The sequence below is a fragment of the Methylobacterium sp. UNCCL125 genome, from assembly GCF_900116795.1.
Lineage (GTDB): Bacteria > Pseudomonadota > Alphaproteobacteria > Rhizobiales > Beijerinckiaceae > Methylobacterium > Methylobacterium fujisawaense.
In genome coordinates, this window is sequence record NZ_FPBW01000058.1 from 1 (window position 1) to 15,560 (window position 15,560).

General features: G+C 70.9%; 14 protein-coding genes and 1 pseudogene. 6 read left to right on the plus strand and 9 right to left on the minus strand.

Annotated features, from left to right (window positions below; genetic code table 11):
- Positions 1-431 (minus strand): annotated as a pseudogene (locus BM396_RS30795) (porin family protein); the annotation flags it as partial.
- A 1,611-nt stretch (positions 432-2,042) separates the two neighbouring features.
- Here BM396_RS30795 and BM396_RS30800 point away from each other — a divergent pair.
- Complete coding sequence (locus BM396_RS30800; protein ID WP_043389194.1) at positions 2,043-2,744, plus strand: GntR family transcriptional regulator; 702 nt, start codon at positions 2,043-2,045, stop codon at positions 2,742-2,744.
- A gap of 10 nt (positions 2,745-2,754) precedes the next feature.
- Here BM396_RS30800 and BM396_RS30805 read toward each other — a convergent pair whose 3' ends face one another.
- On the minus strand, positions 2,755-3,171 hold the full coding sequence (locus BM396_RS30805) for a nuclear transport factor 2 family protein (protein WP_043389197.1): 417 nt from the start codon (positions 3,169-3,171) through the stop codon (positions 2,755-2,757).
- Between the two features lie 197 nt (positions 3,172-3,368).
- Between BM396_RS30805 and BM396_RS30810 the strand changes: the two genes are divergently transcribed.
- Genes BM396_RS30810 through BM396_RS30825 form a run of 4 tightly spaced genes read left to right on the plus strand, consistent with a single transcriptional unit; the run spans position 3,369 to position 8,804 of the window.
- The gene (locus BM396_RS30810) at positions 3,369-4,550 is read left to right on the plus strand and encodes an ABC transporter substrate-binding protein (RefSeq protein ID WP_043389199.1); all 1,182 of its coding nucleotides are present in this window, start codon (positions 3,369-3,371) and stop codon (positions 4,548-4,550) included.
- A gap of 8 nt (positions 4,551-4,558) precedes the next feature.
- On the plus strand, positions 4,559-5,428 hold the full coding sequence (locus tag BM396_RS30815) for a branched-chain amino acid ABC transporter permease (RefSeq protein WP_043348786.1): 870 nt from the start codon (positions 4,559-4,561) through the stop codon (positions 5,426-5,428).
- Between the two features lie 4 nt (positions 5,429-5,432).
- Complete coding sequence (locus BM396_RS30820) at positions 5,433-7,901, plus strand: branched-chain amino acid ABC transporter ATP-binding protein/permease (protein WP_043389202.1); 2,469 nt, start codon at positions 5,433-5,435, stop codon at positions 7,899-7,901.
- Between the two features lie 12 nt (positions 7,902-7,913).
- On the plus strand, positions 7,914-8,804 hold the full coding sequence (locus BM396_RS30825) for a polysaccharide deacetylase family protein (RefSeq protein WP_043389205.1): 891 nt from the start codon (positions 7,914-7,916) through the stop codon (positions 8,802-8,804).
- Positions 8,805-8,831: 27 nt separating this feature from the next.
- Here the strand turns inward: BM396_RS30825 and BM396_RS30830 are convergent, their stop codons facing one another.
- From BM396_RS30830 to solA, 5 genes are all read right to left on the minus strand, one after another.
- Positions 8,832-9,611 (minus strand): amino acid ABC transporter ATP-binding protein, encoded by a 780-nt coding sequence (locus tag BM396_RS30830; RefSeq protein ID WP_043348798.1) that lies wholly within the window; start codon positions 9,609-9,611, stop codon positions 8,832-8,834.
- Positions 9,612-9,615: 4 nt separating this feature from the next.
- Positions 9,616-10,467, minus strand: coding sequence for an amino acid ABC transporter permease (locus BM396_RS30835; protein WP_043389208.1), 852 nt, complete (start codon positions 10,465-10,467; stop codon positions 9,616-9,618).
- Positions 10,464-11,213, minus strand: coding sequence for an amino acid ABC transporter permease (locus BM396_RS30840; protein ID WP_043389212.1), 750 nt, complete (start codon positions 11,211-11,213; stop codon positions 10,464-10,466). Before BM396_RS30840 ends, BM396_RS30835 begins: the two co-directional genes overlap by 4 nt.
- 37 nt (positions 11,214-11,250) lie before the next feature.
- Positions 11,251-12,093 carry a transporter substrate-binding domain-containing protein gene (locus BM396_RS30845; protein ID WP_043389217.1) on the minus strand — a complete coding sequence of 281 codons (843 nt, stop codon included), beginning with the start codon at positions 12,091-12,093 and terminating at the stop codon, positions 11,251-11,253.
- Positions 12,094-12,164: 71 nt separating this feature from the next.
- Positions 12,165-13,328 carry an N-methyl-L-tryptophan oxidase gene (gene solA / locus BM396_RS30850; protein WP_043389219.1) on the minus strand — a complete coding sequence of 388 codons (1,164 nt, stop codon included), beginning with the start codon at positions 13,326-13,328 and terminating at the stop codon, positions 12,165-12,167.
- 203 nt (positions 13,329-13,531) lie between these two features.
- On the opposite strand from solA, the gene BM396_RS30855 reads away from it, so the two are divergent.
- Positions 13,532-14,488, plus strand: a complete 957-nt coding sequence (locus tag BM396_RS30855; RefSeq protein WP_043389221.1) for a GlxA family transcriptional regulator — start codon at positions 13,532-13,534, stop codon at positions 14,486-14,488.
- 24 nt (positions 14,489-14,512) lie between these two features.
- On the opposite strand, the gene eutC is transcribed toward BM396_RS30855, so the two are convergent.
- Together eutC and eutB are read right to left on the minus strand one after the other, a co-directional pair.
- On the minus strand, positions 14,513-15,307 hold the full coding sequence (gene eutC, locus BM396_RS30860) for an ethanolamine ammonia-lyase subunit EutC (RefSeq protein ID WP_091995284.1): 795 nt from the start codon (positions 15,305-15,307) through the stop codon (positions 14,513-14,515).
- The coding region (gene eutB, locus BM396_RS30865) for an ethanolamine ammonia-lyase subunit EutB (RefSeq protein WP_170867533.1) at positions 15,304-15,560 on the minus strand (257 nt) is incomplete at its 5' end. The genes eutC and eutB, both read right to left, overlap by 4 nt.

The window sequence follows — 15,560 nt, forward strand, 5'->3', positions numbered from 1 at the left end:
GAGAAGGCGACGCCGGGGAAGCCCAGGAAGCTGTAGTTCTGGGTGGCGTTGGCGCGGCGGGCGAAGTCGACGTACTGGGCGTCGGCCTCGAAGCCGATCACCACGCCCGAGCCCGGCGTGAACTGGTAGTTGTAGCCGATCTGGGCGCCGCCCGAGAAGCCGTCGTTGTTGTTGCGGTTGTTGACGCTGACGACGCCCGAGGTGCCGGGGGAGTTGATCAGCGAGCCGCCCGGCAGAGCGTAGCTGGTGGTGTTGCGGCTGTTGGCGTCGAAGCCGTAGCCGGCGTTCACACCGACGTAGAAGCCGGTCCAGGTGAACACCGGCACCGGCGTGAACACCGGCGGCGGCGCAGCGCGGCGCGGCAGGTCGGCGGCGGACGCCGCGGCCGTGAGAGCGGTGAATGCAGCCAGAGAGGCCAGGATCTTGGTCATGTCCGTGTTGGTTCCGTTAGCAGCGTCTGCTGATCTCGACGTATCAGGCGCGCGATCGGGAAGATGTAGCTCGCCGGCAACACTTGGAAATTCGCGCGCGCCCCGATCTCGGCATCCTTAACGGTTCTATACCGCAGAAATGTCACTCAAAGACGAACAGGAAGATCTATCGTCGTCTACGGGTTGTCCTCCGGGCCGGGGCGCGCGGGATTGCGCCGGCCTGCGTTTGGTCGGCGTGCCTGACCAAGCAGCCTGGAGGCCTGCGGCGATGATATGCGGCGAAGACCTGCGCGGTGGCGCCCGGACGCACGTCGCCGGTGTCGCCCAGGGTCAGCCGCACGCCGTCCGTCCGCGGTCCGGCACGACGGCCCCTGGCGTACGTCTCGACGTACGCGGACGGATCGAAAGCTGATCGCTACGGTACGGCCACTTTGCGATTGCAGCTTTCGGGATCGGATCTCGCGGCGGCGTCGCGGGCCGCGGATGCGGCCGATCGCCGGCCGGCGGCGCCTCGACCCTGTCCTGCGGTCTCCGAAGCGCTGGGATAGAGGTGGGCGCCCCGCGATGACGATGCGCCGGGGTCGACTTACCGGCGCGGGGGCTGCGGTTCGAAGTCCAAACCGCATCTCTTCTCGACAGAGGCCTGCTCCAATGCCTTCACCGCTCCCTTGCGGCGCGTGAGTTCGGCGGTCTGATGGTTGTCGCCATCGATGAAGTGAAGGGCCGGCAGGACGATGACCGCACCGACTGTCGTGGCGACTTGGTCGCTGCGGCGCTTTTCATCCTGCGGCCCAGCCGCCTGTGCCGCCCGCGCGGAGACCCGTCCCGGCTCTTCGCGGATCTGCGCACAGGTTAAATGGCTGAGCTGAATCGGCGAACATACGTCGCCGCGACCTTCTCGTCGTGTGTTTATGCGGGGATCCTTAAGATACGGTCCAGATATCGGCTATGGCGTCGTCTGCAAAAATCGGCCGTTATCAAATTACAGGGACGAAAAGGACCAGCCATTAAATAGAAATTTATGTCGAAAAAGTTCCGGCCGGGTCGATCTATCGCGATCGTGTGACCGATCGCACGGGTGGCACCGGGACGGCTGGACCGATGACGGATGACTTCCAGACGATGTTCGGGCCTCCGAGCGGCATTCCCGCGGCTCCTCGCCGGTTGCGACCCGGACTGTCGTTGCGCGGACCTGGATGGGCGGTCAGGCTCGTCGAACATGGCGCGTGCCGAGGGGGCATATCCGGGGACGTATCGGAACGCCCTGGGCTTCGCCGCCGACCCGCCCGACGTGCGATCGGCCCGCCCTTGCCGCTCCGTGATCGTCCGCGGCTCGATCCGGGCCGCCGGCGGGCGGGCGCCGCCTGCGGGATCGGACCTGAGCGCCGGACGCCCCGTTCCGCCCGGATCCCCTCCGCGTTCGGCGCAGCCCACCGCGGTCCCGCTGCCACCGATCCGGTGGCGCTGGCGTGACCGTTGCACCTGAAGGTCTCCATCGGCAAAGACCCTGCCGCGATACGTCTTCGAACGCATCGAAGCGTCTCGCGACCGAGAATGGACCATGACGCACCAATGCGCAGAGGTATCGGCGATCGGCCGCGGACGCCATCGATGAAGGCGGCCGACGAAGGCGATCGCGTGGGCGCCATCTGCCAAGCCCTGCGCCGGGCCATCGTGGAACGGGCGCTGGCCCCCGGCGACCGCCTGCCCGAGGATGCCCTCGGCGAACGGTTCGGTGTGAGCCGCACCATCGCCCGGCAGGCCCTGTTGCGGCTGGCCGGGGAAGGCCTGGTCGACCTCCGCCGCAATCGCATCGCCGTCGTGGCGACGCCGAGTTGGGAGGAGGCGCGTGACACCTTCGACGTGCGCCTCGGCCTGGAGCGGCTCGTGGTGCGCCGCCTCGCCGGACAGCTCAGCCCCGAGCAGCGTCAGATTCTGCTGGATCAGATCGCCCGCGAGGAGGCCGCCCGGGGCGGGCCCGAGGCGCTTTCGATCCGGCTCGCGACCGAATTCCACCTGATGCTCGCCGAGATGACCGGCAGCGCCGTGCTGACCCGGTATGTCGCCGAACTCGGCTATCGCTGCGCCCTGATCCTGTCCCTCTACAGCCGGCCGCATTCCTCGGACTGCGCCGTGAGCGAGCACCGCGACATCGTCGCCGCTCTGGTCGCGGGTGATGCCGAACGCGCCGCCGCGCTCATGGACCACCACCTCGATGCGGTCGCCGAGCGGGCGCGCATCGTGCCCCCGACCCCGCGCGAGCGCGATCTCGGACGCCTGCTGGCGCCCTACGTCGCGGGCGGCGGAGCCTGAGCCTTCGGCGTCAGGCCGTGAGGCCGTGCTTCGTCAGCAGACGCTCTGCGCTGTCGTTCCAGACCTCCATCCCGACGATCAGGCCGTCGCGCACGGTGAAGCGGTCGACGTAGCGGTTGCCCTCGAAGGGCGTGCCGTCCGGCCAGGCGCCGTAGAGCGTCCCGAGGCTGTAGACCGTCGTGACGCCGTCGCCCGGGACCACGTCCAGCCGCTCCATCCGCTTCTTCACCCAGGCGTAGCGCCCGGCATTGAAGGCCGTGACCTCGGACGGATGGTTGAAGACCCGCGCGCCGGTGAACACGATCCGGGTGCCCGGCGCCATGTAGCGGGCGGCCGTCTCGGGATCCGGGACCATCGAGGCCTCGAGATAGGCGGTGACGTTGGCGGCGTCGCGCGCGGTCGCCGCGCTGTGGGTCACATCGGTCATGGCAGGCCTCCTGTCGGCCCTAACGTGCCGCAAAAGGCCGGTCCGTGCATGCAGGAAGTGTATGCACTTTGACACGTGATTGAGCACAATATGCCTCCGAAGGTGCACGCACGCGGCGCCGGGAGCGGCCGAGCACCGGAATCTCGCTGGCATGGAGGTTGCGGTCTTCTGGGGCGACCCGCCCTCGGAGACACGCCATGGCCTCCTTCCTGCCCACGACCCTGCGCCGCTTCGCGGTGACGACGAGCGCGCTGCTCGGCCTCGCGGTCTCGACCGCGCAGGCGGCCGACACCGTCAAGATCGGCCTCGTGACGGCCCTGAGCGGCCAGTCCGCGAAATCCGGCGAGGCCATCTCCCGCGGGATCGGGCTCGCCATCGACGAGATCAACGCCAAGGGCGGGGTGCTCGGACGGCCCCTCGAGCTCGTGGCCCGCGACGACGAGGCCAACCCGTCCAAGGGCGTGCTGGCGACCCGCGAGCTGATCCAGCGGGTCGGCGTCGTCGCGGTGGTCGGCGGCCTCGACACGCCGGTCTCGATGGCGATCGTGCCCATCGCCAACCAGATGAAGGTGCCGTTCATCGGCCCCTGGGCGGCCGGCACCGGCATCACCCGCAACGGTGCCGCCGACAATTACGCCTTCCGCGTCTCGGCGGTCGACGCCCTCGTCGACGAGGCGCTGGTCGCCTACGCGGTGAAGACCTACGGGGCGAAGAAGCCCGGCATGATCCTCGTCAACAACGCCTGGGGCGAGTCGAACCAGAAGGGCCTCAAGGACGCCCTGCAGGCGGCCAACCTCCCGGCGGCGGGCATCGAGAAGTACGAAGCCAACGACGTCGACATGGTGCCCCAGCTGTCCAGGCTGAAGGAGGCCGGGGCCGACGCGCTGTTCCTCGTCGGCAATGTCGGTCCCTCGGCCCAGGTGGTGAAGTCCCTCGACCGGATGGGCTGGTCGGTGCCGGTCGTCTCGCATTGGGGGCCGGCGGGCGGCCGCTTCGACGAGCTCGCCGGCCCGAGCGCCGCCAAGGTCCACTTCATCCAGACCTTCACCTTCGCGGGCAACACGTCGCCGAAGGCGAATACGGTGCTGGACGCGCTCAAGGCCAAGTACCCGGCGATCAAGTCGATGGCCGACGTCACCCCCGCCGTCGGCATCGCCAACGCCTACGACGCCACGCACTTGCTGGCGCTCGCCATCGAGGCCGCGGGTTCCACCGAGGGCCCGAAGGTCCGCGACGGCTTCTACAAGATCGGCACCTATCCGGGTCTGATCAAAACCTACGACAAGCCCTTCGCCCCCGGCCAGCACGACGCACTCGGCCCGAACGACTACGTGTTCACCCGCTTCAAGGACGGTGAGATCGTCGCGGTGACCAACTGAGCCCCGCGATGCTGACCTCCATCCTCGTCAGCGGCCTCGGCCTCGGCAGCATGTACGGGCTCGTGGCGCTCGGCTTCCACGTCACCTACGCGGTGTCGGGGACCGTGAACTTCGCGCAAGGCAGCGTCGTCACCCTGGGCGCGGTCCTGGCCTACGCGCTCGGCGTCACCCTCGGCTGGCCGATGCCGGCCGCGATCGTCCTGGCGCTCGCCGGCTGCGCCCTGTTCGGCCTTGTGGTCGAGCGGGCGCTGGTCCGTCCGTTCGTGGCCCGCGGCTCGGATGCGTGGCTCCTGGCGACGGTGGCGGGGGGCATCGTCCTCGACAACACCGTGCTGTTCACCTTCGGCAAGGAGCCGCGCAGCCTGCCCTCGCCGCTGGCGACGAAACCCGTTGAGATCCTCGGGACCGGCATCTACCCGTTGCAGCTCGTGATCCCGGTGGTCGGGATCGCCCTGGCCTTCGCGATCCGCACGGTGTTCCGCCGGACCGATCTCGGCCGTGTCCTCCTCGCCGTGGCGCAGAACGCCGATGCCGCCCGCCTGATGGGGATCGACGTGCGCCGCACCGTGGCCTGCGCCTTCGCGCTCTCGGCGGTGCTGGCCGGCATCGCGGGCCTGCTGATCGCGCCGCTCTTCTCGGTGTCGGCCGAGCTCGGCACGCTGTTCGGCATCAAGGCCTTCGCGGTGGCGATCCTCGGCGGCATCGGCTCCGCCACCGGGGTGATCCTGGCGGGGCTGCTCTACGGCCTCGTCGAGGCCGGCGTCACCGCCACCCTCGGCTCGACCTACACGCAGCTCGTGGTGTTCTCGGTGATCATCCTGGCCCTCACCCTGCGCCCCGACGGCCTGCTCGGCCGCGCCGCGGTCAACAAGGTCTGACGCGATGCCGTACCTGCGCTCGGCTCCGGTGACGCGGCTTGGCATCGCCGGCCTCACCGCCGCCGCGCTCGGCCTCGTCGCGCTGACCGCGGGCTACAGCCACTTCGTGATCGCCCTCGTGGCGCTGACGACGGTGGCGGGGGTCGGCCTCAACGTGCTCCTCGGCCTGACCGGGCTGATCTCGTTCGGCCATGCCGGCTTCTACGCGATCGGCGCCTACGCGAGCGCGATCCTGACGCTCCAAGGCGTCAGCTTCTGGCTGGCACTCCCGGCGGCGGCGCTGATCGCGGCGCTCGTCGGCGGCCTCGTGGCGGTGCCGGCGATGCGGGTGAAGGGCCCCTACCTCGCCATGCTGACGATCGCCTTCGGCTTCATCGTCGAGCACGGCCTGATCGAGGGCGGCGAGCTGACCGGCGGCCAGAACGGCTTGGTCGTCACGGACGCGCCGACGCTCCTCGGCGAGCCGGTGAGTGCGGCCGGGCTCGCGGTGCTGGCGGTGCTCGCGGCCGGCGCGAGTCTCGCCGGGTTCGACCTCCTCGCCCGCAGCCGCCTCGGCCGGGCGATGCGCGCCGTGCGCGACGCCGACGTCGCCGCGGCGGCTTTGGGCTTCGATCCGGTCCGGGTGAAGGCCCTGGCCTTCGCGATCTCCGCCGCCCTGACCGGCCTCGCGGGGGCTGTCCTGCCGCCGCTGATGCTGTTCATCGCGCCGAGCTCGTTCCCGTTCTCGCAGTCGATCCTGTTCGTCCTGTCGGTGATCGTCGGGGGCGCCGGCACGGTGCTCGGCCCGCTCTTCGGCGCCCTCGTCACCGTGCTGCTGCCGGAGGCGCTGTCCGGCCTCGCCGAGTACCGCCTGCTGTTCTTCGGGGTCGCGACCCTGGCGGTGCTCTGGCTGGTGCCCTCGGGGCTGGTCGGCAGCCTAGCCCGGCTGCTGCCCCGCGGCCGGGACGCGCCGGGCGCCGGGGACAGCGAAGAGGTGTCGCTGCCCGGCACGACGGCGCGCGATCCCCTGGTCCTCGAGGGCATCGGCATCCGCTTCGGCGGCATCACGGCTGCGGAGGGGGTCGACCTCACCGCCCAGCCGGCGGCGGTCACCAGCGTGATCGGCCCGAACGGGGCCGGTAAGACCACCGTGCTGAACATGATCTCGGGCTTCTACCGCCCGACCGCCGGGGTGATCCGCCTGGGCGGACGCGACCTCGCTGGCCGGCCGGCGCACGTCGTCGCCCGCGCCGGCATCGCGCGCACCTACCAGACCACGCGCCTGTTCGGCTCGCTCCCGGTGGTCGACAACGTCGCCCTCGGTTTCGCGCCGGGCCGGCTGTGGCGCCGCGCGCAGGCGCAGGACCGCGCGACGGCCGCGTCGCTCCTCGCGTTCGTCGGCTACCGGGGCGCCCTCGACCGCTTGGCCGCCGAATTGCCCCATGTCGACCGGCGGCTCGTGGAGATCGCCCGGGCGCTCGCCGGCGGCCCCACGGTGCTGCTTCTCGACGAGCCCGCCGCCGGCCTGTCGCGGGCCGACACCGACCGGCTGGCCGGCCTGATCCGCCGGATCGCCGACAGCGGCGTCGCGGTCGTCCTGGTCGAGCACGACATGCCGCTGGTGATGGGCATCTCCGACCACATCCTCGTCATGGATGCCGGGCGCCCGATCGCACGCGGCACGCCCGCCGAGATCCGGCGCGACCCGGCCGTCCTGCGCGCCTATCTCGGCGGCGCCGACACGCCCGCCCGGCCGCGAAGCACGCCGTGGCAGGGGCCGGCGGATGCCGTCCTCTCCGTCCTCGACCTGACGGCCGGCTACGGCGCCGCGCCCGTCCTCGATGGCATCCATCTCGACGTGCGGCCGGGCGAGACCGTCGCCCTGCTGGGCGCCAACGGCGCCGGTAAGTCCACGGCCATGCGGGCTCTGGCGGGACTGCTGCGCCCGGTGGCGGGATCGATCGTGTTCGACGACCGGCGCGTCGAGGCGCTGCCCGCGCACCGGATCGCCCGCAGTGGCCTCGTCCTGGTGCCGGAGGGCCGGCAGGTCTTCCCGGAGCTCAGCGTCGTCGAGAACATCCGCCTCGGCGCCTTCGGACGCGGGACGCCGATCGACCCGGCCGAGGTCGAGCGCCTGCTCGACCGGTTCCCGCGGCTGCGGGACCGGGCAGCGAGCCGGGCGGGCCTGCTCTCCGGCGGCGAGCAGCAGATGCTGGCCATCGCCCGCGGGTTGATGGCGCATCCGCGCATCCTGCTCCTCGACGAGCCGTCGCTGGGCCTCGCCCCGGCGATGATCAACGCCCTCTACGCCACCGTGGCCGAACTGCGCGACGAGGGCGTCACCATCCTGATCGTCGACCAGATGGCGGCGCTCGCCCTCACGGTCGCCGACCGCGGCTACGTGCTGGAGCAGGGCCGGGTGGTCGCGCGCGGAACCGCCGCGGCACTGTCGGCGGACAAGGGGCTGGAAGCGGCCTATCTCGGTGCGGCGTAACAGGGTCTCCACATGGACACGAATGCGGGCCACGGCCGCTACAGCTTCAGCGCGCTCCCGGATCGGCCGGTCTACGACTGGCCGGAGGGCAAGCGCCTCGCCGTCTATGTCGGGCTGAACCTGGAGACTTTCGCGTTCGGCCAGGGCCTGGGCGCCGAGCTGGCGCCGGGCGGCCCGCAGCCGGACGTGCTCAACTACGCGTGGCGCGACTGGGGCAACCGGGTCGGCGCGTGGCGGATCGCCGAGATGCTGGACGCGCTCGCAATGCCCGCGAGCGTGCTTGTCAACAGCAACCTTTACCGGGACTGCCCCGGGCTGATCGAGGCGTTCCGCGCCCGCGGCGACGAGATCGTCGGCCACGGGCGGACCAACGCGGAGCGGCAGGGCACCCTCGAGGAGGCCGCCGAGCGGGCCCTGATCGCCGAGACGACGGCGGTGATCGCCGCGCAGGAAGGCCGCCCGCCTTCCGGCTGGCTCGGCCCCTGGATCTCGCAGTCGCGGTTGACGCCCGACCTGCTCGCCGAGGCAGGCTACCGCTACCTGCTGGACTGGGACCACGACGATCAGCCGACCTGGTTCGCGACCCGCAACGGCGGCCGGATCCTGGCGGTGCCGTACCCGCAGGAACTCAACGACATCCCCGCCATCGTCGCCCGCAAGGAGACGGGCCGCCAGTTCGCGGACGCCATCGTCGACGCCTTCGACGAGATGTTGCAGCAGGCGCAGGCCGCGCCCCTCGTCATGGGCATCGCGCTCCACCCCTACATCGTCGGACGACCGCACCGGCTGCGGCCCCTGCGGCGGGCGCTCCAGCACATCGCCGACCACCGCGGCGACATCTGGCTCACCACCGCCGGTGCGATCGCCGACCACATCGTCGCGCAGGAGGCCGGGCCGCGCTGACGCGGTCCCAGTCCGGGCCGGAGGGCCTCAGAGCACCTGCGAGAGAAACCGGCGCGTGCGCTCGTCCTGGGCGGAGGCGAAGAAGGTCGCGGGCGGGCCGTGCTCGACGATGACGCCGCGGTCGGTGAAGTAGATGTGGTCGGCGACGTCGCGGGCGAAGTTCATCTCGTGCGTGACGAGCATGCAGGTCATGCCCTCCTCGGCGAGTTCCCGGATCGTCACCAGTACCTCTTTGACCGTCTCCGGATCGAGGGCAGCGGTGACCTCGTCGAACAGCATCACGTCCGGCCGCATTGCCAGCGAGCGGGCGATGGCCACACGCTGCTGCTGGCCGCCAGACAGCTCGCCGGGATAGGCGTTCTCCTTGCCGGCCAGCCGGACCTTGGCGAGGAGCGCCCGCGCCCGCGCCTCGACCTCTCGCTTCTCCTGACCGAGGACGTGGATGGGAGCCATCATCACGTTCTGCAGCGCGGTCTTGTGCGGGAACAGGTTGTATTGCTGGAACACCATGCCGACCTTGCGGCGCAGCGCCAACTTGTCGAGCCGCGGATCGGTGACGTCGATCCCCTCGACCTCGATCGAGCCCGCGGTGACCGGCACCAGCGCGTTGATGCAGCGGATCAGCGTCGACTTGCCCGAGCCCGAGGGGCCGATGATGCAGACGACCTCGCCCTTGCGGACGTCGAAGCTGATCCCCTTCAGCACCTCGAACGTCCCGAAGGACTTGTGCACGTCGGCGATGCGGACGATCGGCTGATCGGGCGTCCAATTCGGGGACGGGGTTTCGGCCAGGGTCGCGCGCGTCATGGTTTCAACGGGTCTCGAAGCGGCGTTCCAGGGCGGCGGTGAACCGGTCGATCGGGTAGCAGTAGAGGAAGAAGCAGAGCAGGGCGAAGCCGTAGAGCGGGGCGAACAGCTCGGGGCGGCCGCCCTCGGCGGCGTGCACCTGTGCGGTCAGCGTCAGCATCTCGGTGACGCCGACGATCGACGCCTGCACCGTCGCCATCGCGATCAGCGAATAGACGTTCATCCAGGGCGGCAGCATCCGCTTTGCGCACTGGGGCAGGATGATGCGCCACATCGTCTGCCGACGGGTGAAGGCCAGGGATTCGGCGGCCTCCCACTGGGTGTTCGGCACCGAGCGCACCGCGCCGCGGACGATCTCGGCGACGTTGGCCATGACCGGCAGGCTGAAGCCGAAGGTCGCCTTCACCCAGTCGGGCAGCGGCACGCGGAGGCCGAACACCGTGATCTGGAACGGCACGAGGAACATCACGAAGAACAGCAGCACCAGCCAGGGCACGTTGCGGAAGACCTGCGTGGCGCACCACGCGAGGCGGGGCAGGATCCGCCCCTCCGCCAGCATGGCCAGCCCGAGCCCGATGCCCGCCACCGTGCCGATCGCCATCGCCATCAGCGAGATCGCCACGTTAAAGGCGAAGCCCGTGAGCAGGAGCGGCGCCCACTTGATCACGACCTCCAGCGGCGACAGCGCGGCGGCCCCGCCCTGCGCCCAGGCCGGGACGGCGACGAGGGCGAGCCCGGCGAGCAGCCAGAGATGGGCCGGGCGCAGGCGCGACGCTGCGCGGTCCTTCGGGAGCGCGAACGGCAGGAGGACTGGCAGGTCCCCCGGTCGCCGGCCCTGCGAATCTGGGGCGCTCATCGGCCGTATCCCGGGATGAGCAGGGCGCGCTCCCAGCGGTGCATGATCCAGACGAGCACGCCGACGAGGACCGCGTAGGTCGCGAGCAGCACCAGCATCATCTCCAGGACGTTCTGCGACTCGGACCAGATCTGCTTGACCGCGTACAGGGTCTCCGGGACCGCGATGGCGTAGGCCAACGTGGTGGTCTTCAGGAGGTTGATGAGGTTGTTGTTCAGGGCCGGCAGGCACACGCGCAGGGCCAGCGGCAGGACGACGTACCGGTAGGCCTTGAAGCGGGTATAGCCCAGGGCCTCGGCGGCCTCGATCGTGGTCCGGGGCACGGCCTCGATGCCGGAGCGGAAGATCTCGACGTTGAACGCGCCCGCGAACAGCGACAGCGAGATGATCGCCCACTGGACGTTGTTGAGGATCGGCGCGCGCAGGCCGTCGGCCGAGCGGATGTCCGGGAGCAGCGTCCCGAGGCCGAAGTAGAAGAAGAAGATCTGCACGAGCGGCGGCGTGTTGCGGAACACCACCACGAAGCCGTTGACCAGCGCCCGCAGGACGCGCGACGGCCCGCTCTGCAGGAGCGCCCCGACGGCGCCGATGACGAGGCTCGCCAGGATGGTGCTGATCCCGAGGAGCAGCGTCATCCGCAGGCCGGCCACGTACCGGTCCCAGTCGTAGGGATCGTAGAAGATTGTGAAGTTGAAGCCCGTGGTCTCGTAGAGCTGCTGGAACCACGCCTGGATCGTGGCGATCATCGCGGGTGAACGCCCGGCTTCGTCGTGCAGGCGCGCATCAGTTGGTCGCGTTCTTGTACTTCTCGTACATCGCCTTCGAGTAAGCGGTCGGCTCGATGCCCCACTTCTTCTCCTCGTTGACGATGAAGCCGGTCTTCATCCAGTCCTTGGTGGCGTCCTCGACCGCGGCCTGGAGCGTGGTGTTGCCCTGCGCCACCGCCATCATCCACGGGGCGTCGAGGATGCCCTTGAGCGGCAGCGCGTAGTTGGCCTTCCAGTCGTCGTCGAGCAGTTTACCCTGCAGCATGCTCTGGTCGTAAACGTAGCCGATGCAGTTGCCCTGCTTGAGCGCGAAGAGCGGCTTCTCGGATCCGTCGAAGGCGACGATCTCCGCCCCGTAGGTCCGCGCGACGTCCTTGTTGTACCAAGCCCCCGAGGTGGCGCAGACCGGCTTGCCCTTGAGCTGCGCCCAGTCGGTGATCCCGGACGACTTGGGCAGTAGGACGTTCACGAAGTCGGAATAGTAGTTCGGGTCGATCGCCTGGACGACGCGGCGGCGCTCCGGCTTGTCCGACAGGGTGGCGATCAGCAGATCGACCTTGCCCTGCTGCAGGAACTCGATCCGGTTGGCCGAGACGACCGGCACGAGTTCGAGCTTCACGCCCAGGCGCTTGGCGAGGTCGGCGGCGAGGTCGGGCTCGAGGCCGATGATCGTCCCGCTCGGGTCGCGGAAGCCGAACGGCTTGTAATCCGCCTTCACGCCGACGATCAGCGTCCCGCGCTTCTTGATCGCGTCGACGCCGTCGGCGGCCGTGGCCCGGCCGGGCAGCGCGGTGGTCGACAACGCCGCGAGCGCGGCCATCGCCCCGGTGGTCAGAAGGGTGCGGATCGTGCGGCGCATCGGATCTTTCCTGCTCGGGTCAACCGATCTTGGCATGGTTTCTAGCAATCCACGAGCCATTAGCCGGCGCATCAACTGAAACGTGCCAAGGCGAAGGGCGTGAGATCGACCGTGCCGCCGCTCCCGGCCAGTTCTGCCGCGACGGCCTCGCCGATGCCGGCCGAGTGCTTGAAGCCGTGCCCCGAACAGGCGGAGACCACCGTGACCCGGTCCATCGCGGGATGCCGGTCGATGATGAAGCCGCGGTCGGGAGTCACCGTGTAGACGCAGGCCGCGGCCCGGACGACCTCCGGGGTCGCGCCGGCCACCCGGTCCGCGACGCGCAGCCGGTACATGTCGTCGGATTCGGACGGGTCGACGCGGCGCTCCACCCCGTCGGCACTGGTGGTGGTGTCGTACTGCTCGGTCGCGACCTTGATGGAGCCGTCGAGCGGCGGGAAGCCGTAGAGGTAGTCCGTGTCGCCCGTCCCGTACATCCAGATGAAGACCGGCGAATGCGGCCCGTAGGCGGTCTCGTCCGCCAGCGCGTACCAATGCAGGAGCTGACGGCGGACGGTCAGGAGCCGGTCGAATGGGCTCCCGAGCAGCGGGGCCGTCCAGGCGCCCGCGGCCACGACGGCGCGGTCGGCCAGGATGGTCCCCTCCGCGGTGTCGATACGGACGCCGCTCCCGTCCTGCTGCAGCCCGACCACCGCGCAGTTCGTCCGGATCTCGGCGCCCGCGGCCCCCGCGCGGCCGAGCTGCGCCGCGAGGCAGCGCTCCGGGAACACGTAGCCGCCGCCCGGCTCGTAATAAGCCTTCTCGTCGCCCGCGAGGTTGAGGAATTGCGGGAATCGGCGGGCCACCGCCGCACCGTCGAGCACCTCGTGGGCGATGCCGGCCCCCTGTGCCGCGCTGATCGAGCGTCCGACGAAATCCGGCTTCCCGTGATGGGACGAAGTGCCGTGGCCGGGTGCCATGACGAGGGCGCCGCAGGCGTTCAGCAGGGTCTCGCCGGTCTCGGCCTCCAGCTCGCGCCAGATGCGGTGCGAGGCGGTGACGAAGGGAACGTAGTCGGCGCCCTCACCGACCGCCTGCCGGGTGATCCGCGTCTCGCCGTGGCTGGACCCGAGCGCGTGGGGCGGCGCGAAGCGGTCGAGCCCGATGACCGCGGCGCCCCGCTTCGCCAGCTGGTAGAGCGCGGCGCTGCCCATCGCGCCGAGTCCCAGAACGGCGACGTCGTAGCGGCGGCTCACGGCCGGCACTCCCGCAGGCTGCCGGGACGGGACGCCGCCGCAGCGCGGAACGGGGGCAAGTCGGCAGGTCGAGGCATCCGGAGGCGGTCTCGCGTGGCACGGGAAGACGACACACAGGATGATGGATGCCAAGCATCGCGTTTGACCAGGACCGACGGTTTCTTGCACGGCTGAGCCGTGTGAGGCCGGAGAGCGCTAGCGGAATGGCTGTAGAGACCGCGGATTCACCGCAGGAGATCGGCTTCATCCTCGTGCCTGGCTTCGCGCTGATGTCCTTCGCCTCGGGCTGCGAGCCGTTCCGCGCGGCCAACGATCTCGCCGGGCGGCCGCTCTACCGGCTGCGCTACTTCGGCGAGGCGGAGGGCCGGGTCGCCGCCTCGTCGGGCGCGGAGGTCCCCACCGAGGCGCTGCCGCGCCAGCGCGGCCATCTCCATACCCTCTTCGTCTGCGCGGGCGGCGAGCCGACCGGGTGGGACAGGCCCGAGATCCACGCGACCCTGCGGCGGATGGCTCGGCTCGGCGTGCGCATCGGCGGCATCTCGGGCGGTCCCTACCTGATGGCTGCGGCGGGCCTGCTGGCCGATCGCGCGTTCACGCTGCACTGGGAATATGCCGGCGCCACGGTCGAGACCTTCCCCGACGCGCGCCTGAACCGGGCACGCTACGTCGCCGACGGCGATCGCCTGACCTGCGGCGGCGGCGTCGCGCCCCTGGAGATGGCCCACGCCCTGATCGCCGAGCGCATGGGTGAGGCCTTCGCCCGCCGCGTCTCCGACTGGTTCCTCCACACCGCCATCGGCGCCGCCGACGACCCGCAGCGGGCCTCCGCGGTCGAGCGCTATGGAATTCACCATCCGGCCCTGCTGACGGTGCTGGAGACGATGGAGAAAACGGTGGAGGCGCCGCTCGGCCGCCTCGCCATGGCGCGCCTCGCGTCCATCAGCCCACGCCACCTCGACCGGCTGTTCCTCGAGAAGCTCGGGTTGAGCTTCTCGGCCCAGTACAGGGCCATCCGCCTCGCCCATGGACGGCGTCTGCTGCGCCAGAGCCCGCTCCGGATCGGTGAGATCGCGACCGCCTGCGGCTTCGCGAGCGCGGCCCATTTCGCCCGCTGCTACCGGTCCCAGTTCGGCTGCAGCCCGTCCGCGGAGCGAGCGTGACGACCGTTCGGGCAATCCGAGCGGTCAGTCCCGCGCGTCCGGGAGAGCCTTCGGCTCGGCGGGATCCTCCCGGCGCAGCGCGACGCCGCTGGTGCCCTGGGCCAGCATCGCCCGCAGCAGCGCCTCCATCTGCCCGGCGGCCGCCTCGACCGAAAGGCCGCCCTCCCGGATGTTCGAGATGCAGTTGCGCCGGGAATCGGCCAGCCCCGGCTCCGGGCCGAACGTCACGTAGCAGCCGAGGCTGTCCGAGGCCGACAGGCCCGGCCGCTCCCCGATCAGCACCACGACGCAGCGCGCCCCCAGCCGCGCCCCGATGGGATCGCCGATCGCCACCCGCCCCTGGCTCGCGACGACCACCGGGGCGAGGCTCCAGCCCGCCCGGCGCACCCGCGCCGCGAGCGCGGCGGCGGCGGGGACCGCGTTCAGCGCGACCGCCGTCGCCGAGAGCCCGTCCGCGATCACGATGGCGACGTCGAAGCCCGGCCCGTGCTCGTCGAGCACCGTGGCGGATTCCGGAGCGAGGCTGCGGCCCCGGTCCGGCCGGCGCAGGTACTCCGTCCGGTCGGACACGGCGGAGCGGACCTCCACCGACTCCAGGCCCTGGGCCCGCAGCGCTGCGCGGATCGCGGCCGCGTCGAGGGGCGTCCAGACCGCCTCGCGGGCGCGGGCATGGTCGAGGCCGAAGGCGAGCGCCGCGCCGGTGGGAAGGCCGGCGCCGTGCGCGCCCAGGGCGATGCGGGCCTGGGTCAGCCCGCGCAGATCGCGCAGCGTCGGGGTGCCCGCGTGGGCCGGCTTGGCCGGCTCGGTCGGGTCGCTCACGCGGCCCGCCCGGGCAGGAGCCGGGTGGCCGCGGCGAGGGCCGGGGGCAACTCACCCGTGGCGCTGGTGAGCCGGCCCTGCGCGTCCGTGATGCGCACGTCCCGCAGCCACGCCTCGAATTCCGGGGCCGGCGGACGGCCCAGGGTCTCGCGGGCGAAGACCGCGTCGTGGTGGGACAGCGACTGGTAGTTCAGCATCACGTCGTCCGCCCCCGGCACGGTGATGACGAAGTTGACGCCGGCCGCGCAGAGCA